The organism is Bacteroides nordii, assembly GCF_019930665.1.
Taxonomy (GTDB): Bacteria; Bacteroidota; Bacteroidia; order Bacteroidales; family Bacteroidaceae; genus Bacteroides; species Bacteroides nordii.
On the sequence record NZ_CP082886.1, the window covers coordinates 380,723 to 407,259 of the forward strand.

27 protein-coding genes and 1 tRNA gene are annotated in these 26,537 nt (G+C 40.1%); 15 read left to right on the top strand and 13 right to left on the bottom strand.

Annotated features, from left to right (window positions below; translation table 11 throughout):
* Window positions 1-114: 114 nt before the first annotated feature.
* On the bottom strand, window positions 115-2,010 hold the full coding sequence (locus tag K8P02_RS01380) for an AAA domain-containing protein (protein ID WP_025866515.1): 1,896 nt from the start codon (window positions 2,008-2,010) through the stop codon (window positions 115-117).
* Window positions 2,011-2,228: 218 nt separating this feature from the next.
* Here K8P02_RS01380 and K8P02_RS01385 point away from each other — a divergent pair, with 218 nt between their 5' ends.
* The 3 genes from K8P02_RS01385 (at window position 2,229) to K8P02_RS01395 (ending at window position 7,110) form a co-directional block, all read left to right on the top strand.
* Window positions 2,229-4,484: an aconitate hydratase gene (locus tag K8P02_RS01385; protein WP_025866514.1), complete on the top strand. Its 2,256-nt coding sequence runs from the start codon at window positions 2,229-2,231 to the stop codon at window positions 4,482-4,484.
* Between the two features lie 63 nt (window positions 4,485-4,547).
* Window positions 4,548-5,744 (top strand): NADP-dependent isocitrate dehydrogenase, encoded by a 1,197-nt coding sequence (icd, locus tag K8P02_RS01390; RefSeq protein WP_025866513.1) that lies wholly within the window; start codon window positions 4,548-4,550, stop codon window positions 5,742-5,744.
* Window positions 5,745-5,766: 22 nt separating this feature from the next.
* Window positions 5,767-7,110, top strand: coding sequence for a citrate/2-methylcitrate synthase (locus K8P02_RS01395; RefSeq protein WP_025866512.1), 1,344 nt, complete (start codon window positions 5,767-5,769; stop codon window positions 7,108-7,110).
* 174 nt (window positions 7,111-7,284) lie between these two features.
* Here the strand turns inward: K8P02_RS01395 and pfkA are convergent, their stop codons facing one another.
* From pfkA to porQ, 4 genes are all read right to left on the bottom strand, one after another.
* Window positions 7,285-8,265: a 6-phosphofructokinase gene (pfkA, locus tag K8P02_RS01400; protein WP_002559450.1), complete on the bottom strand. Its 981-nt coding sequence runs from the start codon at window positions 8,263-8,265 to the stop codon at window positions 7,285-7,287.
* A 98-nt stretch (window positions 8,266-8,363) separates the two neighbouring features.
* On the bottom strand, window positions 8,364-9,242 hold the full coding sequence (locus tag K8P02_RS01405; protein WP_002559451.1) for a 4-hydroxy-3-methylbut-2-enyl diphosphate reductase: 879 nt from the start codon (window positions 9,240-9,242) through the stop codon (window positions 8,364-8,366).
* Between the two features lie 93 nt (window positions 9,243-9,335).
* A complete protein-coding gene (cmk, locus tag K8P02_RS01410) occupies window positions 9,336-10,025 on the bottom strand; it encodes a (d)CMP kinase (protein ID WP_025866511.1) in 690 nt (229 codons plus the stop codon).
* A 16-nt stretch (window positions 10,026-10,041) separates the two neighbouring features.
* Window positions 10,042-10,980: a type IX secretion system protein PorQ gene (gene porQ, locus K8P02_RS01415; RefSeq protein WP_002559453.1), complete on the bottom strand. Its 939-nt coding sequence runs from the start codon at window positions 10,978-10,980 to the stop codon at window positions 10,042-10,044.
* A 142-nt stretch (window positions 10,981-11,122) separates the two neighbouring features.
* Here porQ and K8P02_RS01420 point away from each other — a divergent pair, with 142 nt between their 5' ends.
* The 9 genes from K8P02_RS01420 to K8P02_RS01460 all read left to right on the top strand — a co-directional run bounded on the left by K8P02_RS01420 (window position 11,123) and on the right by K8P02_RS01460 (window position 17,064).
* Window positions 11,123-11,809 (top strand): energy transducer TonB, encoded by a 687-nt coding sequence (locus tag K8P02_RS01420; protein ID WP_002559454.1) that lies wholly within the window; start codon window positions 11,123-11,125, stop codon window positions 11,807-11,809.
* Between the two features lie 86 nt (window positions 11,810-11,895).
* Window positions 11,896-12,870: a polyprenyl synthetase family protein gene (locus tag K8P02_RS01425; RefSeq protein ID WP_025866510.1), complete on the top strand. Its 975-nt coding sequence runs from the start codon at window positions 11,896-11,898 to the stop codon at window positions 12,868-12,870.
* Window positions 12,871-12,886: 16 nt separating this feature from the next.
* A complete protein-coding gene (locus K8P02_RS01430; protein WP_025866509.1) occupies window positions 12,887-13,588 on the top strand; it encodes a hypothetical protein in 702 nt (233 codons plus the stop codon).
* Between the two features lie 12 nt (window positions 13,589-13,600).
* A complete protein-coding gene (locus tag K8P02_RS01435) occupies window positions 13,601-14,377 on the top strand; it encodes a TatD family hydrolase (RefSeq protein ID WP_002559457.1) in 777 nt (258 codons plus the stop codon).
* Window positions 14,378-14,498: 121 nt separating this feature from the next.
* Window positions 14,499-14,586 (top strand) — tRNA-Ser (locus K8P02_RS01440).
* Between the two features lie 85 nt (window positions 14,587-14,671).
* Window positions 14,672-15,478 carry a MotA/TolQ/ExbB proton channel family protein gene (locus tag K8P02_RS01445; RefSeq protein WP_002559458.1) on the top strand — a complete coding sequence of 269 codons (807 nt, stop codon included), beginning with the start codon at window positions 14,672-14,674 and terminating at the stop codon, window positions 15,476-15,478.
* A 6-nt stretch (window positions 15,479-15,484) separates the two neighbouring features.
* The gene (locus tag K8P02_RS01450) at window positions 15,485-15,970 is read left to right on the top strand and encodes a hypothetical protein (RefSeq protein ID WP_002559459.1); all 486 of its coding nucleotides are present in this window, start codon (window positions 15,485-15,487) and stop codon (window positions 15,968-15,970) included.
* Window positions 15,971-16,006: 36 nt separating this feature from the next.
* The gene (locus K8P02_RS01455; RefSeq protein ID WP_002559460.1) at window positions 16,007-16,600 is read left to right on the top strand and encodes an ExbD/TolR family protein; all 594 of its coding nucleotides are present in this window, start codon (window positions 16,007-16,009) and stop codon (window positions 16,598-16,600) included.
* Entirely contained in the window at window positions 16,600-17,064 is a 465-nt protein-coding gene (locus K8P02_RS01460; RefSeq protein WP_002559461.1) for an ExbD/TolR family protein, read from the top strand. Before K8P02_RS01455 ends, K8P02_RS01460 begins: the two co-directional genes overlap by 1 nt.
* An 89-nt stretch (window positions 17,065-17,153) precedes the next feature.
* Here the strand turns inward: K8P02_RS01460 and K8P02_RS01465 are convergent, their stop codons facing one another.
* On the bottom strand, window positions 17,154-17,696 hold the full coding sequence (locus K8P02_RS01465) for a GNAT family N-acetyltransferase (protein ID WP_025866508.1): 543 nt from the start codon (window positions 17,694-17,696) through the stop codon (window positions 17,154-17,156).
* Between the two features lie 25 nt (window positions 17,697-17,721).
* Window positions 17,722-19,005 carry an IgA Peptidase M64 gene (locus tag K8P02_RS01470; protein ID WP_025866507.1) on the bottom strand — a complete coding sequence of 428 codons (1,284 nt, stop codon included), beginning with the start codon at window positions 19,003-19,005 and terminating at the stop codon, window positions 17,722-17,724.
* 150 nt (window positions 19,006-19,155) lie between these two features.
* Between K8P02_RS01470 and K8P02_RS01475 the strand changes: the two genes are divergently transcribed.
* Window positions 19,156-19,635, top strand: a complete 480-nt coding sequence (locus K8P02_RS01475) for an Lrp/AsnC family transcriptional regulator (protein ID WP_007484264.1) — start codon at window positions 19,156-19,158, stop codon at window positions 19,633-19,635.
* A gap of 18 nt (window positions 19,636-19,653) precedes the next feature.
* Here the strand turns inward: K8P02_RS01475 and K8P02_RS01480 are convergent, their stop codons facing one another.
* From K8P02_RS01480 to K8P02_RS01505, 6 genes are all read right to left on the bottom strand, one after another.
* Window positions 19,654-20,145, bottom strand: a complete 492-nt coding sequence (locus tag K8P02_RS01480) for a dihydrofolate reductase (protein ID WP_025866506.1) — start codon at window positions 20,143-20,145, stop codon at window positions 19,654-19,656.
* 122 nt (window positions 20,146-20,267) lie between these two features.
* On the bottom strand, window positions 20,268-21,062 hold the full coding sequence (locus K8P02_RS01485) for a thymidylate synthase (protein WP_025866505.1): 795 nt from the start codon (window positions 21,060-21,062) through the stop codon (window positions 20,268-20,270).
* A gap of 61 nt (window positions 21,063-21,123) precedes the next feature.
* Window positions 21,124-22,398 carry a cardiolipin synthase gene (gene cls, locus K8P02_RS01490; protein WP_002559467.1) on the bottom strand — a complete coding sequence of 425 codons (1,275 nt, stop codon included), beginning with the start codon at window positions 22,396-22,398 and terminating at the stop codon, window positions 21,124-21,126.
* Window positions 22,399-22,824: 426 nt separating this feature from the next.
* Window positions 22,825-23,154, bottom strand: a complete 330-nt coding sequence (locus K8P02_RS01495; protein WP_002559469.1) for a DUF5056 domain-containing protein — start codon at window positions 23,152-23,154, stop codon at window positions 22,825-22,827.
* Window positions 23,138-23,686: an RNA polymerase sigma factor gene (locus K8P02_RS01500; RefSeq protein ID WP_025866504.1), complete on the bottom strand. Its 549-nt coding sequence runs from the start codon at window positions 23,684-23,686 to the stop codon at window positions 23,138-23,140. The genes K8P02_RS01495 and K8P02_RS01500 overlap by 17 nt, the downstream gene beginning before the upstream one ends.
* Complete coding sequence (locus K8P02_RS01505; protein WP_025866503.1) at window positions 23,683-24,318, bottom strand: DUF6249 domain-containing protein; 636 nt, start codon at window positions 24,316-24,318, stop codon at window positions 23,683-23,685. The genes K8P02_RS01500 and K8P02_RS01505 overlap by 4 nt, the downstream gene beginning before the upstream one ends.
* Window positions 24,319-24,427: 109 nt before the next feature.
* Here K8P02_RS01505 and K8P02_RS01510 point away from each other — a divergent pair, with 109 nt between their 5' ends.
* Both K8P02_RS01510 and K8P02_RS01515 read left to right on the top strand, forming a co-directional pair.
* Window positions 24,428-24,994 carry an ORF6N domain-containing protein gene (locus K8P02_RS01510; RefSeq protein WP_002559472.1) on the top strand — a complete coding sequence of 189 codons (567 nt, stop codon included), beginning with the start codon at window positions 24,428-24,430 and terminating at the stop codon, window positions 24,992-24,994.
* 5 nt (window positions 24,995-24,999) lie between these two features.
* Complete coding sequence (locus K8P02_RS01515) at window positions 25,000-26,514, top strand: methyltransferase RsmF C-terminal domain-like protein (protein ID WP_002559473.1); 1,515 nt, start codon at window positions 25,000-25,002, stop codon at window positions 26,512-26,514.
* Window positions 26,515-26,537: the final 23 nt, after the last annotated feature.

The following is a 26,537-nucleotide window of genomic DNA, read 5'->3' on the forward strand; positions in this document are numbered from 1 at the left end:
AATTAATGTAAAAGAGGGAAGCTTGGGTTTCCCTCTTTTACATGATAAATAATGAGGTTGCTAATGGGATACAGCATAACTTATTTATTAATAAATGTGTAATAGAGTAAGTGATTAAAACTGTTTTTGGATATATTCCATTAGTTTGTGATAAAAAGTATGTTTAGTCAGGGTCGTAGCATTTCCTAATATTACTAATTTCATTCGTGCCCGGGTAATAGCAACATTCATTCTTCGTAAATCATTAAGGAAACCAATCTGCCCGCTTTCGTTGGCACGTACGAGACTGATAAAAATAACATCTCTTTCCTGACCTTGGAAGCCATCTACTGTATTAACGGTAATTAATGGCCAGAAGCGCCTGAAAAAACTACTACTCTTTATTTTGTTTCGTAAATATTGTACTTGTGCTTTGTACGGAGAAATGAGCCCAAAATCAATTTGTTCGTCTAATACCCGGTTTTCTCCTATTTTTTGAATATAACTTTCCAGTTCTTGTAGTAACAAGTTTGCTTCCGGTTTATTAATACGTCCGAAGCTTTCACCAACAAACTCTTCGTGGCATTCCATTTCTGAAGTATCGATCCAGATCATAGGGGTATCGAAATCAAGAATGCCGCGTTGACGTATTTCAGGAGCAGATTCTAACTGATTGTTATAAAACCATTCTGAAGGAAAACGCATGATGGACTCGTTCATACGGTATTGTACCTTTAATAAAGAAACGGAGATTGGCTTATTAGCTACTACTTTTTCCATCAATGTGTGATCCAAACCACCACGGGCAGCTTCAATGCATTTGATTGTAGGAGGTAACTGGCAATGATCACCGGCAAAGATCACACGATCTGCTTTGCGGATAGCAATCCAGCATGCTGCTTCTAATGCTTGTGCAGCTTCATCAATGAACAGTGTACTGAAACGACGTCCATTAAGAATCCGGTGGTTACTACTGACAAGAGTAGATGCAACCACCCGGGTTGAAGAGAACAGAGCTTCATTGATAAGTATTTCCAACTCTGTGGCACGATCACGCAGGTGGCTGATACGGTTGCGCATATTTTCTCTTTCGATATGACTGCCTTTACGTATACGTCCGTTCATTTCCCGGATAGATTTACGTATCCCCCATAACTCGGTATAGGCCGGATGACTCTCAAAGCGGCGTTCATACGTGAACGAGAGCATCTTATCATTAACACGCGTTGGATTGCCGATGCGAAGTACAGGTACACTGCGGTCTACAAGCTTTTCTGAAATCCAGTCTACAGCAGTGTTACTTTGTGCGCAAACGAGTACTTGATTTTCACGGTGTAGTGTTTCGTAAATAGCTTCAACGAGTGTGGTGGTTTTTCCTGTTCCGGGAGGCCCATGGACTATGGCTACGTCTTTAGTACAAAGTACCTTATTTACAGCTTCCTCCTGAGTAGAGTTTAACCATGGGAAACGGACAGGATAGAGCTCGCGTTGATGTATAGGAAGAGTTCCTAAGAGGGTATCACGCAGTTCTGCCAGTCGGTTATTTTTGGCGCGGATTACATCTTCTAATGCTTCAAACATAGTATGGTAGGAGGTCTCATCAAAATAAAGTTGTATCCCCAACCGATCGGTTCCTTGTATTTCGAGTAGTGCACCTGCATTGGGTAGAACGATAACCATTCGTTCCTCATCAGCATAACTTACTGTTGCAGTAAAATTCATATAATGGATTTTTCCATCATATTTCTGCTGGAAGAAACAAACAGGACGTCCGAACTCAAAAGCATGCTCGATATCCTTATCTTCGGTTCGTATCACTTCTACTACCAGTTGATTTAAAGAATTATAATAACTACGTCCAACAAGTAGAGGATACCAGCAGAGCCCGCGTTTTATCTTTCGGGTGATTCCCATTGTTTCTGTCTGACGCTTAAATTCTTCTTTCTCACATTCATATTCCATACGCAACAGGAGTTGTTGCTTTTGGAGAGAAAGGAGTGGAGAACCTGGATTTATTTTATTTTCAACCATGCTGTCTGCTAAAGAATATTCACTATTGCTCAAAAAACAAATCGATGTTGTAAAGCGTGATCCTTTTTTTAAGCAGAGAAAATAATTCTGATTATAATTTATCTTTTCGCAAAGGTAACACTTCTCTTTGCAGTCTCGAATATTTATTTCATTTTGTTAAACCTTATCTGACTCTCATTCGTTAATATTATATATACAGTTTAAAAATATTAATGCATATGGTGTATGATATAGACATGATAAAGAGCTTCTATTCGGCTTATAAAGAGAAGATGGAGCATGTGCGGGCAGTATTGAAGCGTCCGCTTACATTGGCGGAAAAAGTCTTGTATACTCATCTTTTTGATGAGACAGTTTTAAAAGATTATAAACGTGGGGAAGATTATGTGAATTTCCGTCCGGACCGCGTAGCAATGCAGGATGCTACAGCACAGATGGCTTTATTGCAGTTTATGAATGCAGGAAAGGAGCAGGCTGCAGTTCCTTCTACTGTACATTGTGATCATTTGATACAAGCTTATAAAGGGGCACGCGAAGATATTGCCACTGCCACCAAGACAAACGAAGAAGTGTATGATTTTCTGCGTGACGTTTCTTCCCGCTATGGTATTGGTTTTTGGAAACCGGGAGCTGGCATTATCCATCAGGTAGTATTGGAGAATTATGCTTTTCCTGGTGGTATGATGGTGGGGACGGACTCTCATACTCCTAATGCTGGTGGCTTAGGTATGGTTGCAATAGGTGTGGGAGGTGCTGATGCAGTAGATGTGATGACGGGCATGGAATGGGAGCTTAAGATGCCTAAATTGATTGGAGTTCGTTTGACAGGTGAACTTAATGGTTGGACTGCTCCGAAAGACGTTATTCTGAAACTGGCAGGTATATTGACCGTGAAAGGGGGAACAAATGCCATTATTGAATATTTTGGTCCCGGTACGGAATCTATTTCTGCTACAGGAAAAGCTACTATTTGTAATATGGGGGCGGAAGTAGGTGCTACTACTTCATTATTTCCTTATGATGAGCGTATGGCTGCTTACCTACGTGCTACTGGCCGCGAAGAGGTTGTAATGTTGGCTGAAGCTGTAGCTGCCGATCTTCGTCCGGATGATGAAGTAATGGCACTTCCTGAGAATTTTTATGATCGTATAATTGAAATAGACCTATCTGAATTAGAACCTTATATTAACGGGCCTTTTACTCCTGATGCTGCTACTCCTATTTCGGAATTTGCAGAAAAAGTATTGCTGAATGGATATCCTCGTAAGATGGAGGTAGGGCTTATTGGGTCATGTACAAATTCTTCTTATCAGGATATCAGTCGCGCTGCTTCTGTTGCCCGGCAGGCACTGGAGAAAGATGTTGCTATCTCTTCACCACTAATTGTAAATCCGGGTAGTGAGCAGATTTATGCTACTGCTGAACGCGATGGAATGATAACTCTTTTTCAGCAAATTGGTGCTACGATTATGGCTAATGCTTGTGGTCCCTGTATCGGGCAGTGGAAAAGACATACGGATGATCCTATGCGTAAGAATTCTATAGTAACTTCTTTCAATCGTAACTTTGCTAAGCGTGCTGATGGAAATCCGAATACCTTTGCTTTTGTTGCCTCACCTGAGATTGTTATGGCGTTGACTATTGCCGGCGACCTTTGTTTCAATCCGCTGAAAGACCGTTTGCTCACTCATGATGGTGAGAAAGTAAAGTTAAACGAGCCGGTAGGCGATGAATTGCCTGTACATGGTTTCACTTCGACTTCTGACGGTTATCTTGCTCCGGCAGGATCGCAGGTTGAAATAAAGGTGGATCCACATTCAACGCGTTTACAATTATTGACTCCTTTTCCTGCATGGGATGGAAATGATTTACTGAATATGCCTCTTTTGATTAAGACTCAGGGGAAATGTACTACCGACCATATCTCTATGGCAGGTCCCTGGTTGCGTTTTCGAGGGCATCTGGAAAATATTTCAGACAATATGCTGATGGGAGCTGTGAATGCTTTTAATGGTGAAACGAACTGTGTCTGGAATCGTTTGACAAACATGTATGGGCCGGTTTCTGGTACGGCAAAGATGTATAAATCTGAAGGAATTTCTTCGATTGTGGTTGCTGAAGAAAACTATGGCGAAGGTTCCAGCAGGGAGCATGCCGCTATGGAACCTCGTTTCCTCAATGTGAAAGTAATTCTTGCCAAGAGTTTTGCCCGTATCCATGAAACAAATCTTAAAAAGCAAGGTATGCTTGCTATCACTTTCAAGGATAAGGCTGATTATAATCGGATACAGGAACATGACTTAATTTCCGTCATAGGTTTACAGAATTTTGCTCCGGGACGTGATCTTGAAGTGGTTGTCCATCATGAAGATGGTACAAAAGAACGTTTTGCAGTACAACATACTTACAATGAACAACAGATATCCTGGTTTCGTGCCGGTTCTGCCTTGAATAATAATGGATTAAAAAATTAACCAATTAACACGCGCCAGCCAATTGATACCTTTAAATATTGGCATATTGGCACATTATTTATTATGAGCAAAATTACTAAGCAAACAGATGGTACATTATTAGTACCTGATATCCCTACAGTTCCTTTCATAACAGGAGACGGGGTGGGTGAGGAGATTACTCCTGTCATGCAAAGCATTGTGGACGTTGCCGTAAAAGAAGCTTACGGTGAAAAGCGTAAAATAGACTGGGTAGAAGTTCTGGCTGGGGAACGTGCATATAATGTTACCGGTTCGTGGCTTCCTGAAGAGACTATGGAGAAGTTTAAAGAGTATCTGATAGGCATTAAAGGACCCTTGACTACACCGGTGGGCGGTGGCATACGCTCATTGAATGTGGCTTTGCGCCAAACTCTTGATTTGTATGTATGTCTTCGTCCTGTTCGCTGGTTCATAGGTGTTCATTCGCCTGTTATTGCACCGGAGAAGGTAAACATGCATATCTTCCGTGAAAATACAGAAGATATTTATGCAGGAATAGAATGGGAAGCGGGTACTCCTGAAGCGAAGAAGTTTTATCATTTTTTACGTGATGAAATGGGAGTAACTAAAGTACGGTTTCCGGAGACGTCTTCTTTTGGTGTAAAGCCGGTTTCGCGTGAAGGTACTGAGCGTTTGGTAAGGGCAGCTTGTCAGTATGCGTTAGATCATCATTTACCTTCTGTGACATTGGTACATAAAGGAAATATTATGAAATTTACTGAAGGTGGTTTCAAAAAATGGGGATATGAGCTGGCACAGCGTGAATTTGGTGATGCATTGGCAGAGGGACGATTTATTGTTAAGGACTGTATTGCAGATGCTTTTTTGCAAAATACCTTGTTAATGCCTGAAGAGTACTCGGTGGTTGCCACCCTTAATCTGAATGGTGATTATATCTCTGATCAGTTGGCAGCTATGGTAGGAGGTATTGGTATAGCTCCTGGTGCTAATATCAATTATGACAGTGGGCATGCTATTTTTGAAGCAACACACGGAACTGCACCTAACATTGCTGGAAAGGATATTGTGAATCCTTGTTCGCTTGTTCTTTCTGCTGTAATGATGCTTGAGTATTTGGGTTGGCAGGAAGCTGCCGATCTGATTGTGAGAGCACTGGAACATAGCTTTGAGGATGGTCGTGCTACAGCTGATCTGGCCCGGTTTATGCCGGGGGGGAAAGCTCTGTCTACTTCTGCTTTTACGCGGGAGATTATTGAAAGAATAGAAAATATAAATTAATGATTAAAAGATAAATAATTCCATGAAGAAAGAATATTTAGTTTATAAGCTCTCCGAGGAGATGAAGGACGCTACCCGGATTGATAATGATTTATTTCCGAAATATGATGTAAAACGCGGTTTGCGTAATGAAGATGGTACTGGTGTACTGGTAGGGTTGACTAAGGTCGGTAATGTAGTTGGTTATGAGCGTATTCCGGGTGGTGGTTTGAAGCCAATTCCCGGTAAGTTATTCTATCGTCAATACGATTTGGAAGATTTGGCACATGCTGCAATGAAAGAAAAACGTTATGGCTTTGAAGAGGTAGCTTATCTGTTGCTATCCGGTCATTTGCCCGATAAGGAAGAATTAGCTTCTTTTCGTGAATTGGTGAATGACAATATGCCATTGGAACAGAAAACGAAAATGAATATTATAGAGCTGGAGGGTAATAACATTATGAATATTTTGGCTCGTAGTGTTCTTGAAATGTATCGTTTTGACCCCAATCCGGATGATACCTCCCGGGATAATCTTATGAGACAGAGTATTGATCTGATTTCGAAGTTTCCTACTATTATTGCATATGCTTATAATATGTTGCGTCATGCTACCTTTGGCCGTTCGCTTCATATTCGTCATCCGCAGGAAAAACTCTCTATAGCCGAAAATTTCCTCTACATGCTTAAGAAGGATTATACCCAGCTGGAGGCCCGTACCCTTGATCTTTTACTCATGCTGCAAGCAGAGCATGGTGGTGGTAATAACTCTACTTTTACAGTACGTGTCACTTCTTCTACCGGGACAGATACTTATTCGTCTATTGCAGCTGGTATCGGTTCTTTAAAAGGTCCGCTTCACGGAGGTGCTAATATTCAGGTAGTTGATATGTTCCATCATCTTCAGGAAAATATCCAGGATTGGAAGGATGTAGATGAAATAGATACTTATTTTACCCGTATGTTGAATAAGGAGGTTTATAACAAAACCGGATTGATTTATGGTATTGGGCATGCTGTATACACTATTTCTGATCCACGTGCTTTATTATTGAAAGAACTCGCCCGGGATTTGGCAAAGGAGAAGAAAAAGGAAGAAGAGTTTGCTTTTCTTGAATTACTTGAAGAACGTGCAATTGCGATGTTTGGTAAAATAAAAAATAACGGTAAGACTGTATCAAGTAATGTTGATTTCTATTCCGGTTTTGTATATGAGATGATTGGTCTGCCACAAGAAATTTATACGCCGCTTTTTGCAATGGCTCGTATTGTAGGCTGGTGTGCACATCGTAATGAAGAACTTAACTTTGAAGGTAAACGCATCATCCGTCCTGCATATAAAAATGTACTGGATGTTGGTAAATATATTCCGCTGAATAAACGATAAAAAAGAACGATAGGGTGATGAAGTTATAGAATTATAAAGTGATAGGGTTATAGGGTACAGGGTTTCAATATTTTACACTGCAGATCTCATTGAAAATCTGAATGGAAAAATAATGGCACTGTGCTTCTTGGTTCTATAATCCTATAACTCTACCACTTTATAACTCTACAACGTTTAAATAGAGAGTTCTCTCAGTACGTTCACCAGTTCTCTTTGAATTGGTTTGTCATTCTTAATGGCTTTACTGAATGGTACATATACAATCTCGTCATGTTCGATACCAATCATTACATTTCGTTGATCTTCCATTAATGCATCGATTGCAGCGGCACCCATTCTGCTCGCAATGATACGGTCATGAGCGGTAGGGCTACCACCACGTTGTAAATGACCTAATATAGTGACGCGTACATCGTATTCCGGATATTCATTTTTTACACGCTCTGCGTAATGCATGGCACCACCAGTCAGTTCACTTTCGGCTACTAATACGATACTGCTATTTTTGGATTTTCGGAAACCGCTTTTGATAAACTCTTCCAATTGGTCTACCTCTGTACTAAATTCTGGGATAATAGCGGCTTCGGCTCCTGAAGCAATAGCACCATTCAGTGCAAGAAAACCGGCATCACGCCCCATTACTTCTACGAAAAAAAGGCGCTCATGTGAAGTCGCTGTATCGCGTATTTTATCGACTGCATCCAGAATTGTATTCAATGCTGTGTCATATCCAATAGTTGTATCTGTACCATACAAGTCGTTATCAATTGTACCGGGTAGTCCGATACAAGGTACATCAAACTCTTGTGCAAAAATACGTGCACCGGTCAATGAACCATCACCACCGATAACAACAAGGGCGTCAATTCCCTCTTTTTTCATATTATCGTATGCGAGCTGGCGTCCCTCAGGAGTAGTAAATTCCTTGCAACGTGCTGTTTTTAATATAGTACCACCTAATTGAATGATATTACTGACATTCTGGCTCTTGAATTCGCTGATTTCTCCTGTTACCAGACCTCTATATCCTCTGTATATACCCTTAACTTGCAGTCCGTTATAGATAGCTGCACGTGTCACTGCACGAATTGCAGCATTCATTCCCGGAGCATCTCCTCCGGAGGTTAAAATACCTACACACTTAACTGTTCCCATTACAATCTTATTTTATATTTGACGCTGCAAAGATAACAAAAAGTGTTAGGAAATAAGTTGCATTCGTGTCAAACTGACGGTGGCATTAATAAATAACGTTAAATGATTTTTTTGTCGAGGCGTGCTTTGATTTCTGTATAAATCTGTTCCATCAACCATTTAGGGGTTGAAGTAGCTCCGCATACTCCAATAGAACTAATTCCATGAAATAGAGAGTCATCTATTTCTTCTGCATTATCTATTAAATGAGAATTAGGGTTGACCTTCAGACATTCGCTGAATAACATTTTCCCATTAGAACTTTTTTTACCACTGACAAAAAAGATAAGATCATGTGAAGCTGCAAACGTACGTAGGTTAGGCATGCGATTGGCTACCTGACGACAAATGGTATCATAGTATTCAAATGTAGCAGAAGGAGAAATGTGGTCTTTGATGTAGTCAACTATTTCCCAGAATTCATCCAACGATTTGGTGGTTTGCGAATAAAGACGGATACTTTTGCTAAAATCGAGCTCTTTAGCTTCTTCTAATTTTTCTATAACGATTGCTTTTCCGGTAGTTTGACCTACTAATCCTAAAACTTCGGCATGTCCATTCTGCCCATAAATAACAATTTGTTTTTCTTCTGCATCTTTCTCCTGATATTCTTGCTTGATACGTTTTTGCAATCGGAGCACTACCGGACAGGTAGCATCAATAATTTCAATATTATTTTCCCGGGCGATTGTATATGTTTCGGGAGGTTCACCATGAGCACGAAGTAATACTTTGGCATTATGTAGTTGCTTGAACTCTTCATGATTGATAGTAATGAGCCCCATTGTTTTTAACCGTTCTACCTCCCTGCTATTGTGAACAATATCCCCCAAGCAATAAAGGGTAACTCCTTTTGCCAGTTCTTCTTCTGCCTTATGAATAGCGGTTACCACTCCAAAACAGAAACCTGAACCTTCGTCTATTTCTACTTTGATCATTTTAGGTTTTACGTTTGTAGATTTTTTCAGATGATTCTACGTACTTGTTTAATATTCTCTATTTTTAATGAGATTAGAATGATGTGAGACTGCTTACGCTTTTGTTCTCTGGTTATATTGATTAAATAACCATTCTTTCTGCTGCTGAATTGTCAATTCTGTATTGTCCAACAATAGCGCATCATCTGCCTTTCGTAATGGACTCACTTCGCGATGCTGATCAATATAATCGCGTTGTTTTACATTTTCTAATATCTCATCAAAGCTGGCTTTTTGCCCTTTCGCTTTTAGTTCATCGTAACGCCTTTGAGCACGTATTTCAGGAGTTGCTGTAACAAATATTTTCAACTCGGCATTAGGGAATACTGTAGTACCAATGTCACGTCCATCCATAACAATTCCTTTTTCATTGCCCATGGCCTGTTGCTGTCGGACCATAGCAGAACGTACGAAGTCAAGTGTGCTAATAGGACTCACCTTAGAAGAAACCTCCATCGTGCGAATTTTGTTCTCTACATTCACACCATTTAAATAAGTATTGGGACGACCGGTTTCCGGATCAATCCGGAAAGAAATATGGATGTTGTTCATCCGTTTTTTAAGTTCTTCAGTGTTAATCGTGTCTCCTTTAAAGATGCCGTTTTCTATACTATAAAGAGTGACTGCGCGGTACATAGCTCCACTGTCAATATAAATATATCCTATTTCGCGAGCCAGATCTTTGGCCATTGTGCTTTTACCACAAGAGGAAAAGCCATCGATTGCTATGGTGATTTTTTTCATTTTATTTGTAATTGTACTATAATGTCATTGAGAGATTGAATAATAAAGAAGAAGAGCTGAGATGATATTTTGCATAGGCAGCTCCTAATTTAAAACGCTTAATTTGTATACCGGCTCCGGCTGTGAGACCTGCCCAATGGCTGGAGTCAGCTATTTTCATCTCGTTTTTCCTGCGGAAATTGTATCCTAACGAAATATAGAAATTATCTGTTGGCAGAAAGTCGATACCTAACACGGTGTGATCAAAGAAGTTGGAATTTTTCCAATCGGTCAGATTGTATAAAGTTGCTGATACCCGGAAAGGAGCATGTGACAATCGCTTTGTGATGCCTACTTGTACATCTACCGGAAGCTTTTCATGTTTATCCTCAAAGGCTACAATTTGTCCTCCTAAATTACGAGCAACAAGAGAAAAGGAAAAGTCACTGTTTTGATGATAATAATTCAATCCCAAATCTACTCCGATAGCAAATGAAGAAAATTTCTCGTAATTGGAATAAATGAGATTTGCTTTTACTCCACCACTCCAGTAGTCACTTAAGTCATAAGAGTAGATTCCTGAAAATGCCATATCTTTGGCTGAAAAGGTTCCTATTATTACATTTTCACTGGTTGTTTCTTTCATTGTTCCATAGTTCACAAACTGAGCTGTTACTGCCCATGTTGAGCGTTCTCCGGCAACACGTGAGAAAGCTGCACTGGCGGCGTTAACTCCGGCTATATATAACATATAGTTCAGGTTAAGTGTTTTATCCGCTACGCATGACAACAACGCAGGATTATGGACCGCCATTGTGAGATCATCCTCTATAATGGATATATTTTCCCCGCCTAATGCTGCTGCATGAGAAGAAAAAGGGATTTTGAGGAATTGGAACACGCTATTATCTTCCTGAGCCTGTATCCGGACCCAAAAAAGGAGTAATACTACTATGAATATATTCTTTTTTAACATTTTGGCAGAAAAAACTGTTCAAATATACTTTATTTCTCAAATATCTGCGTTATATTTGTGGCAGAAAAGCACGTGAGACTCAAAAGCACTGAGAAACACATCTGATTAAAAGAACGTATTATTAATATTTATATTATAATTTATGGAAGTTAAAAAATCACCTAAAGCAGACCTGGAAGGCAAAAAGTCTACATGGTTGCTTATCGGATACGTGGTTGTATTAGCTTTTATGTTCGTGGCGTTCGAATGGACTGAGCGAGACATAAAGATTGATACAAGCCAGGCTTTATCCGATTTAGTGTTTGAAGAGGAAATGGTTCCTATTACGGAACAAGAACAGAAAATTGAGGTTCCACCTCCACCTGAAGTACCTGCAGCAGCAGAAATCTTGGATATTGTAGATGATGACGCTGATGTAGAAGAAACAATTATAGCATCAAGTGAGGAAACCGGTCAGAAAGTTGAAGTGAAATATGTGCCTGTACAGGTTGTTGAAGAAGAACCGGAAGAACAGGAAATCTTCGATGTTGTAGAAAAAATGCCGGAGTTCCCAGGTGGAAATGCTGCCTTGATGTCTTATTTGGCTAAGAATATCAAATATCCTACAATTGCGCAGGAAAATGGTACACAAGGTCGTGTTATTGTACAGTTTGTTGTAAATAAAGATGGTAGTATCGTAGATGCAAAGGTTGCACGTAGTGTTGACCCATATCTGGATAAAGAAGCTCTTCGTGTGATCAATTCCATGCCTAAATGGAATCCTGGTATGCAGAGAAACAAACCTGTACGTGTGAAGTATACGGTACCTGTAATGTTTAGATTGCAATAATATTTATGTAATATACGGGAAAAGGCTGCCATAAAAGCAGCCTTTTTCATTAGTAATTATTTCTCGTCTTTTTAATTCAAATGACTATGTTTACTGCATCTCAATTGCTTGATAAAATAAATACCCATGTTTCCGAATTACAGTTTACCCGTTCTCCAAAAGGATTATATGATCCGGTAAAATATGTCTTGTCGTTAGGTGGAAAGCGCATTCGTCCTGTATTGATGTTGATGGCTTATAACTTATATAAAGAAAATGTGGAGCAAATTTATGATCCGGCTACCGGTATTGAAATTTATCATAACTATACTCTTCTTCATGATGATCTCATGGACAGAGCAGATGTGCGTAGAGGTAAATCTACCGTGCACAAAGTCTGGGATGATAATACTGCCATATTGTCAGGAGATGCAATGTTGGTGCTTGCTTATCAATATATGGCTGCCTGTCCAACGGAATATTTAAAAGAGGTGATGAAGCTTTTTAGCCTTACAGCTCTTGAAATTTGTGAAGGTCAGCAGATGGATATGGAGTTTGAACAACGTAGCGACGTTAAGGAAGAGGAATATATTGAAATGATCCGCTTGAAGACAGCAGTATTGTTGGCTGCCAGCCTGAAGATAGGTGCAATATTGGGAGGAGCATCCAGAGAAGATGCTGAACGTCTTTATGATTTTGGTGTTCAGATAGGTGTTGCTTTTCAGTTGCAGGATGATTTGCTGGATGTGTATGGTGATCCGGTTGTCTTTGGCAAGAAAATAGGGGGAGATATTCTCTGCAATAAGAAAACTTATATGTTGATTAAAGCTTTGGAGCATGCTGATAAGGATTGTTTTGCCGAACTGAATACCTGGATTGCTGCTGAATCTTTTGTTCCGGAGCAAAAGATCGTTGCTGTAACCGGGATTTATGATAAGATTGGCATAAAGGGTATCTGCAAAAATAAGATGCGTGAATATTATACCCGTGCTATGGAAAGTTTAGCAGCAGTAACAGTGGCTGAAGAAAGAAAAAAAGAATTAAAAAGTTTGATGGAACATCTGATGTACAGAGAAATGTAATTAATAGTGTTGTCCGATGCCTTACAGACGTTTACCAAATACAGACCAGGCCAGAATACGAGCGCTGAAATCGGCGGTCGGAAAGGGTGATGTGTATAATGTAAATGAACTGGCGATATCCTTGAATACTTTATCCGAAGCAAGGAATTTTCTTTCAAAATTTGAGATAGCTCACAACTATTATGCTCAATGTTATGATAACCAGGTGAAGGAAAGTCCAAAGCATCAGTCAAACGTAAAAACAGCTCGTTTGTATATTTCCCATTTTATCCAGGTATTGAACTTGTCTGTACTTCGTTCAGAAGTGAAACCTATTCATAAAAAACTATACTGTTTGCCGATTGATAATTATAATGTTCCGGATTTAACATCTGAGGCCGCTATGGTTGAATGGGGAAAACGGATTATTGAAGGTGAGAGGAAAAGAACGTCACAGGGGGGAGTACCTATTTATAACCCTACTATTGCTAAGGTGAAGGTTCATTATGATATATTTGTTGACAGTTATGAAAGACAGAAAGCATTACAGGTATTGACTAATCGCAGCTTGGAAGGGTTGGCTACAATGCGTACACGTGCTGATGAATTAATATTGGACATTTGGAATCAGGTAGAAGAAAAGTTCCGGAATATATCTCCTAATGAACTCCGTTTAGACAAATGTCGTGACTATGGGGTGATTTATTACTACCGAACAGGTGAAAAACGTCCTGAATAGATTTATTTAATTATGCTTGTTGATTCTCATTCACATCTTTTTTTGGAAGAATTTTCTGGTGATCTTCCACAAGTAATGCAGCGTGCTCACGATGCAGGTGTAACTCATATTTTTATGCCGAATATAGACAGTACAACAATTGGACCATTACTTTCGGTATGTAATACCTATAAAGGGTTTTGTTTTCCGATGATAGGATTACATCCTACTTCTGTTAATGAGTCTTATGAAAAAGAACTGGATATTGTTGCACATCAGTTAGCTCCTTTCAATGAGTATGTGGCTATTGGTGAAATAGGTTTGGATCTTTATTGGGATAAAACTTTTTTGAAAGAGCAACTTATTGTCTTTGAAAAACAGATAGAATGGGCTTTAGAGTACCATCTGCCTATTGTGGTTCATTGTAGAGAAGCTTTCGAGTATATATATAAGGTATTGGAACCTTATAAAAAAAGTGGATTAAAAGGGATTTTTCACAGTTTTACCGGTACCTCCGAAGAGGCTGAGAAGTTATTGGAGTTTCCGGATTTTATGTTGGGAATTAATGGGGTCGTAACATTTAAGAAGTCTCAGTTAGCAGATGTATTGAAAGGTATTCCCTTGACACGTATTGTTTTAGAGACTGATTCACCTTACCTGACTCCCGTTCCAAATCGCGGAAAGAGGAATGAAAGTGCCTATATAAAAGATACCTTAATAAAAGTTGCAGAGGTTTATGAAAAGATGCCGGAACGGGTTGCTGAAGCCACATCTGAAAACGCTTTAAAAGTGTTTGGAATGCTCAAATAAGCCTCTAAAGGTTTTAAAATATATTAATTTGGAGTATTTCTTTGAGATAAAAGAGCTAGAATGCTTTAGAAGAAGAAAAAAAAGGATACATTTGTAGCTGAAAAGGCTCAAACCTGTTTAGGGAGAGATGCTCGAGTGGTTGAAGAGGCACGCCTGGAAAGCGTGTATACGCCAAAAGTGTATCGCGGGTTCGAATCCCGCTCTCTCCGCAGATGAGCAAATGGAATTTGGAAACAACTAAAATAAATACAATAATAATAATTTAATTAATTAATCTTAAAAATTAGACACACAATGAAAAAGTTATTCGCAATTGTTGCTGTGATGGGAGTCTTAACATTTGGCTCAACTCAACTTGCTCAGGCTCAAGATGCTCCTGCTGCTGAACAAACTGAACAGGCTGCACCAGCTGCAGTAGAACCAGCTGCTGCTGATGCTTCTGTTGCCGGCGTTGAAGAAGGTGGTATTCACAAAGAAATTAAAGTAAAATTCATTGAAGGTACTGCATCTTTCATGAGTTTGGTAGCTATTGCATTGGTTATCGGTTTGGCATTCTGTATTGAACGTATCATTTATTTGAGCTTGGCTGAAATCAATACTAAGAAATTTATGGCTTCTATCGAAGCTGCTTTGGAAAAAGGTGATGTTGAAGCTGCAAAAGACATCGCTCGTAACACCAGAGGTCCTATTGCATCTATTTACTATCAAGGTTTGATGAGAATTGATCAAGGTATTGATGTAGTAGAAAAATCAGTTGTATCTTATGGTGGTGTGCAAGCAGGTTACCTTGAAAAAGGATGTTCTTGGATTACACTGTTTATCGCAATGGCTCCGTCATTAGGATTCTTGGGTACTGTAATCGGTATGGTGCAGGCATTTGATAAGATCCAGCAGGTAGGTGATATCTCTCCGACGGTTGTTGCAGGTGGTATGAAAGTAGCCTTGATTACAACTATCTTCGGTTTGATCGTTGCTTTGATTCTTCAGGTATTCTACAACTATGTACTTTCTAAGATCGAAGCTCTTACAAGTGAAATGGAAGATTCTTCTATCTCTTTGCTTGACATGGTAATCAAATATAACTTGAAATACAAAAAATAATCTGAGATGAGTAAGTTATCATATAAATTATCGTACTACGTACTGTACGCAATGTTTGCTCTTATCCTGGTGGTATTAGGTCTCTTTTATTTTGGGGGAGATGCTCAGGGAACAGCTGCATTGGCAGGCGTTGATCCGGAAATGTGGCAACCTGCAAATACAGATGCATTATTGTATTTGATGTATGCACTTTTCGGACTTGCAGTAGCTGCAACTATTATTGCTGCTATATTCCAGTTCGGTTCAGCGTTGAAAGATAATCCGGTAAGCGCTATTAAATCATTGATCGGTCTTATTCTTTTAGTTCTTGTACTGGTTGTTTCTTGGGCTATGGGTAGCGAAGAAACTTTGAGAATACCAGGATATGATGGAACGGACAATGTTCCTTTTTGGTTGAAGCTAACTGATATGTTCCTTTATTCAATCTACTTCCTTTTGGGGGCAACAGTTGTTGCTATCATCTTGAGTAGCATTAAGAAGAAATTATCATAATCCAATTGAGCTTGCTCAATTAAATATAGTAATACTATGGCAAAAGGAAAAAGAAAAGTTCCTGATATAAATTCAAGTTCTACGGCTGATATCGCTTTCTTGTTGCTGATCTTCTTCTTGATTACAACTTCTATGGATACGGACCGTGGTTTGGCAAGACGTTTGCCGCCACCGCCTGAAAATGATAAGGAGCAGAAGAATGAAGACAAGGTTAAGCAACGTAACGTTCTACAGATTTACCTGAACATGTATGACCAGTTGATGGTTAATGGTGAAATCATGAATGTTCAGCAGTTGAGAGCGAAGACTAAAGAGTTTGTTGCTAATAAATATAATGATGAATCGTTGCCGGAAAAAACATCAAAGGAGGTTGATTTCTTTGGTCCGACAATGGTCACTGAAAAGCATGTAGTCTCTTTACAGAACGACCGTTCTTCTTCATATCAGGCATATATTGACGTACAAAATGAATTGGTTGCTGCTTACAATGAACTGAGAGATGAACTATCTCAGGAAAAGTGGGGAAAGAATTATTCAGAGTTAAATGAAGATCAGCAGAAAGCTGTTCGTGAAATTTATCCTCAGAAGATTTCTGAAGCTGAACCTAAAAAATATGGAGAAAAGAAGTAATGGGAAAATTTAATAAAACAGGTAAACGTGAAATGCCTGCGTTGAATACTTCTTCTCTGCCTGACCTTATCTTTACGCTGTTATTCTTCTTTATGATTGTAACAACGATGCGTGAGGTAACGTTGAAGGTTGAATTTAAGATTCCGCAAGCAACAGAATTAGAAAAGCTTGAAAAGAAATCATTGGTTACGTTTGTGTATGTAGGAAAACCAATGAGAGAGTTTCGTCAGAAGATGGGTTCTGAGAGCCGTATCCAATTGAATGATGCTTTCGCCGAAGTTTCGGAAATTCAGGATTATATTATTGCAGAAAGATCAAGCATGAAAGAGTCTGATCAGGCAATGATGACTGTATCTCTGAAGATCGATAAGGATACGAAGATGGGTATCGTAACTGATATCAAGAATGCGCTTCGTCAAGCTTATGCTCTGAAAATTAACTACTCTTCGCAACATCGCGAATAAAAGGTTGATTGAATATATTTGAAAAGGGTGCTTAACTAAAAATAAATAGTTAAGCACCCTTTTCCTTTGGAATGAAATGACGAGAATGTTTAGGAATTCATTTTCACATTATAGACTTCCTTGTGAATTTTTTTCTTTACTGTGTCGAAATCCTGTTTGCATTGTAAACTGCCATATACCATCAGATACATCGGTAAGAAAGGGTCTCCGTTCTTGTATGGGGGTTGTTGGTACTCTTTCTCCCAAAGAACAAATCCTTGTCGTTTGTAGAAGTTTATGCGACGTTGTGCCATTTCTTCCAGAGGCATTTCAACTTCCAGAACGATGGGGAGGTTTAACTCTTTACATAAGAAGTCTAATACCTTTTTGCCATAGCCACTATTTCGTAATGTCGGGTTAATAGCAAAGTGTTCTACATAATAAAAATGGTCGAAATCCCAGTAGGTAATGAATCCCACAGGGGTATTATCATCAAAAATGATATTATTATGGAAGTTACCAATACGGTTGGTATATTCGCGCAAATCTTTCAGTTCACGGTATTCTTCCGGTGGAAAGGCTGCAATAAGCAGATCCTCCATAAATTGGTAATGTTGTACGTCAGACGTACTGATAGGTTGGAGTCTAATCATAAAGGTCTGGGTTTTGATTATTACTTTATTTCTTGTTGGTATAAAATTCGATAATTCTACGAATAGAACGTTGGCATACCGGACAGAAGGTCGGATATTCATTTGTTCGCATGCGGCAATCAAAGGAGGGACGGTAGATACCTTTTGCTGAATATCCACCGCCTTCATAAACACCTACCGGGTACTGTTTATTCATTTGCGGAGGAGTAGGAACAGGAACTCCTGCCGGAAGCATATCTTTCCATTTGGAGGAGAAATCTACACGGGTAGAGATATTCGGCTCCCAAGGTTCCACATCGAGCGGATAAGTGTCTGCCATTACATCTTCTTCATAGAAGTATTCGTCGCCTAAACCTCCAAAACTATGCCCGAATTCGTGTACTACCACAGGCTTGAAGGTAGGATGGTGGGCAGCAGTCAGTGTATAGGAGTTGTAAATACCTCCACCACCGTATTCTTCGGTATTGACGATGATGATAATATGCTCGTAAGGAATACCTGATAACGCGTTGTGTATTGACTTTACACGACTGGTAGTCAGATAGCGGTCGGAATAGAAAGTATCAAAATGAGAGTTAAATGCCGTTTGTCTCCAATCGTTTTTTCGTGGTACACTGACACCACTATCTTTTGACGGGCTGGCAACAGCAACAATATTGAACCGGCTTTTCATTGATTTGAATGGTTCATAAAAGAAAAGACTTTCGCATGTTTTTTCAGCATCTTTGTAGAATAGATCCATCTCAGCTTCAGTATACCCTTCAGCCAGGATGGCTACATCGATACAATCTGCTTCACTACCACTTTTCAGAAGGTATTTATGTGGCGTTATATGTGAGATACCCCGTTCATGAATCAGTATATCATCGGGATGTATAATATGTTTTAAATGAGCCATTACTTTTCGTGATGAGTTGAGTAGTGTGATCTCTATCTCTACCGGGTGTTGCGGATAAGGAAGCAGAAAAGTATTTTCAAATCCTTTTGCTGTTTTCTGAGCCTCGTCTGTAGAAAGCCACTCTTGAAAAAGAGAGGAAAAGGAGGTTTTATAGATACATTTTCGAGTGGTGAGATCAGTCATTGTGATCTGACCGTTACCCTCTAAAGGAAGTTCGGAGAGATGATGTCTGCGCCCTGCCCATGAAGGTAGGTGCGAAAGTTCATCCAGATAGATTGATTGGTGTTTGGCATCACCGGTGAAAATATAATCTACTCGTAATGTTTTGTCTTTGAAAAAGTCTGTAAACTCCTGTGCGTGTATGTTTATTACCATCAACAGGCATAGTATGAGGGTGGTATTTCGTTTCATATTTAGCGTATATTTATGTTTTTACAAAGGTACGAACAATTGCTGACTTATCCCATATTTAGAAATAAAAGTAATAAATCATAGTATTTATTGCCAAAAAATTATCTAACTTTGCAATAACATTCATGTATTAAAACAAATTGATCTAAAATGGGACATCATCAATTGGATACTTTAGATGAGCAGATTCTGAAGCTGATAGCAGATAATGCGCGTATTCCTTTTCTGGAAGTGGCACGGGCATGTAATGTTTCGGGTGCAGCTATCCACCAGCGTATACAGAAGCTGACTAATCTGGGGATATTGAAGGGTTCGGAGTTTGTCATCGACCCTGAAAAAATCGGGTACGAGACGTGTGCTTACATTGGAATTTACCTGAAGGACCCGGAATCATTTGATTCTGTGACAAAAGCTTTGGAAGCTATACCAGAGGTGGTGGAATGTCATTTCACTACAGGTAAATATGATATGTTCATCAAGATTTACGCAAAGAATAATCACCATCTGTTGAGTGTCATTCATGATAAACTGCAGCCGTTGGGGTTGGCACGTACTGAGACGCTTATCTCTTTCCATGAAGCTATTAAACGGCAGATGCCGATTATAGTAGACACAGACGATCAGGAGTGATTCGTTTTCTGTCTGTAACTATCTGGTATAATCAACGAACGCATAGGAGCAGAGATGTTTTTCATCCGCAGGATGGACTTCTCTGCTTTTTTCATGCCATACTGTAAGGTCTACTGAAGGGAAGAAAGCATCAGCTTCCACGGCTTCATCATCTATTTCAGTAAGGCAGAGTTCGTTGGCTATGGTAATAGCCTGGCGGTATACAGTTTCTCCGCCGATGACGTAAACATGCTCATCTTCGCAGCAATTTTGCAAAGCAGCTTCCAAAGAAGTGAAAACCTCGGCACCGGGAAAACTATTTGCCGGATTGGAAGAAAGAACAATATTGCGACGGTTGGGAAGTGCACCTTTAGGAAGTGACTCGAATGTTTTTCGGCCCATTATAATTGTATTTCCTGTGGTGAGTGCTTTAAAACGTTTGAGGTCATTGGGCAGCCAGAACAAAAGCTTATTTTTGAAGCCGATAGCCATATGGCGATCTACAGCGGCTATAATGCTGATTTTACTCATAATGTTTATTGGAATTTGGTAGTTATTAGCAGTTGGAATCTATGCAATATGTCGTTAGAACATAAAAATACGATCATGCTGCATAGCTTCTAATTACCAACTACTAAATTTTAGCTACTGATTTATACCGAAACTTTTCCCGCAATATGTGGATGCGGATCATAGTTTATTAATTCAAAATCTTCAAATTTGAAGTCGAAGATATTTTTTACATCCGGATTTATCTTCATTTGGGGTAGCGGACGTAGTTCACGGGTTAATTGTAGCTTTACCTGTTCCATATGGTTCAGGTAGATATGCGCATCTCCCAATGTATGTACGAAATCTCCGGCTTTCAATCCGGTCACTTGTGCCATCATCTGTAATAACAAGGCATAAGAGGCGATATTGAACGGAACTCCCAGGAAAATATCTGCACTCCGTTGATAGAGTTGCAGGCTCAGACGGCCATTTGCTACATAGAACTGAAAGAAAGCATGACATGGGGGTAGGTTCATATTATCAAGGTCTCCTACATTCCAGGCACTTACGATGATTCGTCGGGAGTCAGGGTTGTGTTTGATTGTATCTACCACTTCACTGATCTGATCGATAAAACCACCTTTATAGTCAGGCCATGAACGCCACTGATAACCATAGATATGTCCCAGTTCTCCTTTTTCGTCTGCCCATTCATTCCAGATACGAACACCGTTATCTTGTAGGTATTTTACATTTGTATCTCCCTGCAAGAACCATAATAGCTCATATATAATAGATTTCAGGTGCAATTTCTTAGTCGTCAGGCAAGGGAATCCCTCGTCGAGATTGAAGCGCATCTGATGTCCGAAAACACTGATTGTACCAGTACCGGTGCGGTCACTCTTTTCAGCACCTTCGGCAAGTACACGGCTGAGTAAATCTAAATACTGTTTCATACTGCAAAGGTAGAAAAAAAGTAGTTAGAATCCAGTAGTAAGTAGTTAGAATCTATGCAGATTATAAAAAGGGAGTGAATAGGTTGGCAAACCACCCGACAAACTTCTTCCACGGTGAACGCTTTTTCCATATTTCGGGGGTGAGCTTAGTACAGTGTTGGGTATCAGCCTCGAATACACTGTCAAGTTGTGCTGTGAACTCCTTGTCAAAGATAAAAGCATTTGTCTCATAGTCGTAGCGCAGGCTTCGACTGTTAAGGTTGGCGGTGCCTACCGTACAAAAGGTCTCGTCCACCATCATGATCTTCGAGTGGTGAAATCCGCCATTATACAGATATATATCTGCGCCCCGTTTCATTAGTTTGTGTACTTTATAGAGCGATGCATCCGGCGTGAAAGGTATATCTGCCTTGGAGGAGATCATAATCTCTACCTTTGTACCTTTCTCAAGTGCGTAGTTTAGTGCTTTCCGAATCGAAGAGGTGGGCACGAAGTAAGGATTCACTATTCGTACATTTTCTTTTGCCGCATAGATAGACATGGCATAAGTATGGCTGAGCATGCGGGTATTCTTTTTCGGTGTACGATCGACGATGGCAACGGTAATTCCGTCAATACTATCTGCCGGAGCCGGAAATTCGGGAAAGTAGGCCTCTCCGGTGATATCCTGCTTGGTTGTTTTATTCCATATTGTGAGAAATATTTCTTGCAGAATGTCTACTGCCGGGCCTTCAATGCGGATATGCATATCACGCCATGTACCAATTTTGGGGAGTCCGTTGATGTAATAATCTGCTATATTCATTCCTCCGGTATAGCCTATTTTTCCGTCGATAACAACTATTTTCCGATGATCCCGGTGTGCTGCGTGGTTGATATAGGGAAACTTAAACGGATCGAATTTGACTATTTCGATGCCCCGTTCGCGGATTGCTTTGAGATGACGCTTCTTCAGTGGCTTATTATTAGACCAGTTGCCGAAAGCATCGAATAAGGCGCGTACTTCCACTCCTTCCTTTACTTTTTCGGCCAATAGATCGAAAAGTGCGTTGGCAATAGAATCATTCCGGAAGTTAAAGTATTCCAAATGTATATGGTGTTTAGCACCGCGGATAGCTTCAAAGAGATCCTCAAATTTCTCGCGTCCGCTTTTGAGCAACTTTACTTTATTACCATGCGTAATAGGGATACCCGATTCTTGGAGGAAATTGAGTACCATCTGGTCGCTGGGTAATTCGGTAGTGTCTTGTCGCTGTACCCATAAACTGTCTATTTCATCTGCTTTAATGTTGCTTGTCGTCAAAAGCAACAAAATAAAAAATATATGTAGTCTCAAAACTTGTAGTCTTTATTTAGTTTACTAAGGAAACAAAGATACAACTTCTCTGTTCGGAGCTCTTTTCTGTCAAGAGTAGATTTATCATAGTTTAACAATTTAAAAGCTGTTTTCCTATCATTTGATGTTACGTCTCACCAGATTAAGAGATAAATTATTATCTACTGATGAAAAAAAAGTTTGCCGGTATCAAACGGATTGTTTATAATCGGGATATTGTTGATATGCTGGTTGCAAACAAGACCGATGTACCCTGTTTACAGGGTATATTGGAACCTATTGATTAAAATATCCTTGTTTGTATAAATAAAAAAGAGGAAAGCATGGGCTTCCCTCTTTTATTTATTAAATTGAATATATGATTGTAATACGTTTACAAATATACTACATTACAAATCCAAAAGCAACTTTTTGCTTTGTTTTTTCTTATGCCATAGACCACGCTTTGCGTACTCCCAGAAACATAAGTACCGCTGCGGCGATAATCAGTGATTTGAGATCAATGCCTGTTGCGGCTCCGCTTTGCACCATCGATACGAATATATCACGTGCAGTACCTGCTACTGCCTGAAGTCCGTCGTAAGCAAAAAACAGCACCACAGCTACAAGTGTAATAAATACGCTCCATATTTTCACCAGCAGTCCTGTACGGTAGGGCAGATGGTGCATTACACGGCGACTAAAGCCATTATCGGGTATTTCTTGTTTTTGTTTTGCAAAGAATTCCCGTATTAGTTTATCATCTGTTTCCATCATAACCGTTTTGTTTTAAATACATTGCCAATTTCTCTTTACCACGCGACAGGTGACTTTTTACTGTTCCTGCCGGTATACCCACAATTCCCGCAATTTTGTCTATACTTACATCTTCTATATAGAACAAAGTGATGCAGGTTCGTTCCACTTCTTTTAGCTTTTCAAGTGATTGGTAAATGTCCATGCGTTGCCCCACGTTTTCCTGTTCAACACTATTGGTAGCATCTACTTCTCTGGAGTCCAGCTCGGTTGTTTCCTTCCGACTGCGAATATAATCATAAAATACATTATAAGCAATACGATAAAGCCATGTTGAGAAATTTGAAAGATTTTTAAAGGTTGCTATACTTGTATATGCTTTGATGAATGTATCTTGTGCCAGATCGTCGCTCAAATCGCTGTCGCCGCACGTCAGGTTGAGGAAGAAGCGCCGGATAGGCGATTGATACTTCTGAACCAATTGGTTGAAGGCCCTGGTGTTTTTAAACACCACGACCTGTGCGACTAACGATATGTCGTTGATCTGACTCATTTTTGTTCGTCAGTAGGATGTTGATTACGGGCAACCAACCATTGTCCGAGGCCGGTGAACATTATCAGCAGGCCTATACACCCCAGAGCAAAGCTGTCTGTTATAGCCCAAAGGAAGATGAACAATCCGGTGCCGAGGCACATGTTTTTAATCCCCTTGGAGCGTGTGTCCGTATTCAGGCTCTCTTTAAGGATACCTTCCGGAATGGGCTGTCCGGCAGCAATGGCTTTTTCTACCAGTTTGTAACGTTCACGCCTATTCTTGTAGCGGAAGTAAAACGCAATGAAGATAACAAAAATAGGGAAACCGAAAACTAATATCAGGATGAAGAATGCAAGAGCAATACCTTTGGATGCCATTCCGCTAAAGTCTTTGACTAAAGAGAAATCTTCGTCATTAAAACCTGTGTAACTATATGTACTGTCATAAGAATCAGTCGATTCGCTTTCTACGGTCACTCCATCTTCTGCTGTATCCTTGTATTTGGGAGTATATACTGAATCGTCATTGGTTTTGCTGACTGTAATTGTTACCTGTCCGGTACTATCTTTGTAGACGGTTTTCTGCTTTTGTGCAAATGACATGGAGCAGTAGAGGGTTGCCACCATCAGAGCAATTAGAATTCTTTTCATATCTTGTAATTTTTTTGTTTCTTTGGTTGTTAGACGTAGTTAGCCTGCCGGAAAGTTGCAAAGAGACAAAATATTTTTGATATTTGCAGGATTTAACAGAAGAAAATCAATGGAGTTGCAGTTTATTCAGAGTAAAATATATGAGATACGTGGACAGAAGGTGATGCTGGATCGGGATTTGGCAGAGCTTTATGGTATAGAAACGAAACGTTTAAAAGAAGCGGTGAGGAGAAATCTCAGGCGCTTTCCTGTCGACTTTATGTTTGAGTTGAACCGGAAAGAGTTTGAATTTTTGAGGTCGCAAATTGCGTCCTCAAACGGGCGGGGTGGATTGAGGTACATGCCTTTTGCTTTTACAGAACAAGGAGTAGCTATGCTTTCTTCAGTCCTGAATAGCGATGTAGCTATTGAGGTCAATATCTCAATTATGCGTGCTTTTGTTGCTGTACGCCAATTGATATCTAATCCTCCGGTTAATGACCTGGCGAAGCTACAATCTGAAATTCAGGAATTGAAAGGATATATCGAAGAAGTCTTTGCCGGTTATAACGATATAAATGATGATACGCGTATGCAGATAGAATTGATAAATCGGACTCTTGCGGAGTTACAGACCAAAGAGAAAGATGCCAGTAAACCCCGTAATCCAATCGGCTTTAATACATACAAAAAGTAAATCCTATGAACTTGCCAGCCTCTTTTACCGACTATACCCGTGCCTTGTTGGGCAACGAAGAATATGAAAAGTTATTTGTCGCCCTGGAGCAAGAGCCTCCTGTCAGTATCCGCCTTAATAAGTTGACAATTGACAGTGGACAATTGACAGTGACTATGCAGGCTGATAGCGTAGCCAACTCTCAACTTTTAATTTTCAACTCTCAACTAAAACAAGTTCCCTGGTGCGAAGAGGGGTATTATCTCGATCAGCGTCTGACGTTTACTTTTGATCCTCTTTTTCATGCCGGTTGTTATTATGTGCAGGAAGCCTCGTCTATGTTTGTTGGTCAGGTGCTGCAACAGTATCTATCCGAAGAGCCTGTTGTGATGCTTGATCTTTGCGCTGCTCCCGGTGGAAAGTCTACCCATGCATGTAGCCTTTTGCCGGCAGGAAGTCTGTTGGTTGCAAATGAAGTGATCCGCAATCGTTCGCAGATACTTGCAGAGAATCTGACAAAGTGGGGGTATCCCGGGGTTGTAGTGACGAACAATGATCCGGCAGATTTTTCACGTCTTGGAGGTTTTTTTGATGTAATACTTACCGATGTACCTTGTTCCGGTGAGGGTATGTTCCGAAAAGATCCCCGCGCAATTGAAGAGTGGAGTTCGGATAACGTTGAAATATGTTGGCAACGTCAACGCCGTATTATTGCTGATATCTGGCAATGTCTTAAACCGGGTGGTATACTTATATACAGTACTTGTACTTATAACACGAAGGAGGACGAAGAAAATGTACGGTGGATTTGTGATGAGTTTGGGGCAGAAGTACTTCCGCTGGATATCTCTTCGGAATGGAACATCACAGGAAACCTGCTAACAGGGACAAACTTTCCGGTCTATCGTTTTTTGCCTCATAAAACGAGAGGAGAGGGGTTCTTTCTTGCCGCACTTCGGAAACCGGAAGGAGAGAAAGAAATGTACGGTGCTGCAGGTTCGGAGTCATTTGCTTATGAAGCCGGAAATGGAAAGGCTACCCGCAAAAAAGTGTCTGCTATGCGAGGTAAAGCAGCTCCTGCACCGATTGGGAAAGAACAATTAGCGACAGCAAAAAGCTGGCTTGCAGCTCCTGAAGCGTATGAACTGTCAGTAAATGGAAACACGATTACTGCATTTCCTAAAGAATACATCGGTGAGTTTGCCACTTTGCAGCAGTTTCTCCGCATAGTACAAGCGGGTATCACAGTGGGGGAAGTGAAAGGGAAAGATCTTATTCCCGATCATGCACTTGCCATGAGCCGGGCATTGCAACCGGGTATTTTCTCTACAGAAGAAATCAGTTACGAACAAGCCATTGCTTATTTACGCAAAGAGGCCATCTCTTTATCAGAGACAGCCCCTCGTGGTTATGTATTGCTTACTTATAGATCGGTTCCCCTCGGTTTTGTGAAGAATATAGGCAATCGTGCCAATAACCTTTATCCGCAGGAGTGGCGTATTCGCAGCGGATATTTGCCCGAAGAGATACGCATCCTGTGATGACGAACCGGACATCGGATCCG

Coding starts and splice junctions, on each gene's coding strand:
- K8P02_RS01380 (WP_025866515.1), bottom strand. CDS start 2,010: ATGGTTGAAAATAAAATAAATCCAGGTTCTCCACTCCTTTCTCTCCAA.
- K8P02_RS01385 (WP_025866514.1), top strand. CDS start 2,229: ATGGTGTATGATATAGACATGATAAAGAGCTTCTATTCGGCTTATAAA.
- icd (WP_025866513.1), top strand. CDS start 4,548: ATGAGCAAAATTACTAAGCAAACAGATGGTACATTATTAGTACCTGAT.
- K8P02_RS01395 (WP_025866512.1), top strand. CDS start 5,767: ATGAAGAAAGAATATTTAGTTTATAAGCTCTCCGAGGAGATGAAGGAC.
- pfkA (WP_002559450.1), bottom strand. CDS start 8,265: ATGGGAACAGTTAAGTGTGTAGGTATTTTAACCTCCGGAGGAGATGCT.
- K8P02_RS01405 (WP_002559451.1), bottom strand. CDS start 9,242: ATGATCAAAGTAGAAATAGACGAAGGTTCAGGTTTCTGTTTTGGAGTG.
- cmk (WP_025866511.1), bottom strand. CDS start 10,025: ATGAAAAAAATCACCATAGCAATCGATGGCTTTTCCTCTTGTGGTAAA.
- porQ (WP_002559453.1), bottom strand. CDS start 10,980: ATGTTAAAAAAGAATATATTCATAGTAGTATTACTCCTTTTTTGGGTC.
- K8P02_RS01420 (WP_002559454.1), top strand. CDS start 11,123: ATGGAAGTTAAAAAATCACCTAAAGCAGACCTGGAAGGCAAAAAGTCT.
- K8P02_RS01425 (WP_025866510.1), top strand. CDS start 11,896: ATGTTTACTGCATCTCAATTGCTTGATAAAATAAATACCCATGTTTCC.
- K8P02_RS01430 (WP_025866509.1), top strand. CDS start 12,887: ATGCCTTACAGACGTTTACCAAATACAGACCAGGCCAGAATACGAGCG.
- K8P02_RS01435 (WP_002559457.1), top strand. CDS start 13,601: ATGCTTGTTGATTCTCATTCACATCTTTTTTTGGAAGAATTTTCTGGT.
- K8P02_RS01445 (WP_002559458.1), top strand. CDS start 14,672: ATGAAAAAGTTATTCGCAATTGTTGCTGTGATGGGAGTCTTAACATTT.
- K8P02_RS01450 (WP_002559459.1), top strand. CDS start 15,485: ATGAGTAAGTTATCATATAAATTATCGTACTACGTACTGTACGCAATG.
- K8P02_RS01455 (WP_002559460.1), top strand. CDS start 16,007: ATGGCAAAAGGAAAAAGAAAAGTTCCTGATATAAATTCAAGTTCTACG.
- K8P02_RS01460 (WP_002559461.1), top strand. CDS start 16,600: ATGGGAAAATTTAATAAAACAGGTAAACGTGAAATGCCTGCGTTGAAT.
- K8P02_RS01465 (WP_025866508.1), bottom strand. CDS start 17,696: ATGATTAGACTCCAACCTATCAGTACGTCTGACGTACAACATTACCAA.
- K8P02_RS01470 (WP_025866507.1), bottom strand. CDS start 19,005: ATGAAACGAAATACCACCCTCATACTATGCCTGTTGATGGTAATAAAC.
- K8P02_RS01475 (WP_007484264.1), top strand. CDS start 19,156: ATGGGACATCATCAATTGGATACTTTAGATGAGCAGATTCTGAAGCTG.
- K8P02_RS01480 (WP_025866506.1), bottom strand. CDS start 20,145: ATGAGTAAAATCAGCATTATAGCCGCTGTAGATCGCCATATGGCTATC.
- K8P02_RS01485 (WP_025866505.1), bottom strand. CDS start 21,062: ATGAAACAGTATTTAGATTTACTCAGCCGTGTACTTGCCGAAGGTGCT.
- K8P02_RS01495 (WP_002559469.1), bottom strand. CDS start 23,154: ATGATGGAAACAGATGATAAACTAATACGGGAATTCTTTGCAAAACAA.
- K8P02_RS01500 (WP_025866504.1), bottom strand. CDS start 23,686: ATGAGTCAGATCAACGACATATCGTTAGTCGCACAGGTCGTGGTGTTT.
- K8P02_RS01505 (WP_025866503.1), bottom strand. CDS start 24,318: ATGAAAAGAATTCTAATTGCTCTGATGGTGGCAACCCTCTACTGCTCC.
- K8P02_RS01510 (WP_002559472.1), top strand. CDS start 24,428: ATGGAGTTGCAGTTTATTCAGAGTAAAATATATGAGATACGTGGACAG.
- K8P02_RS01515 (WP_002559473.1), top strand. CDS start 25,000: ATGAACTTGCCAGCCTCTTTTACCGACTATACCCGTGCCTTGTTGGGC.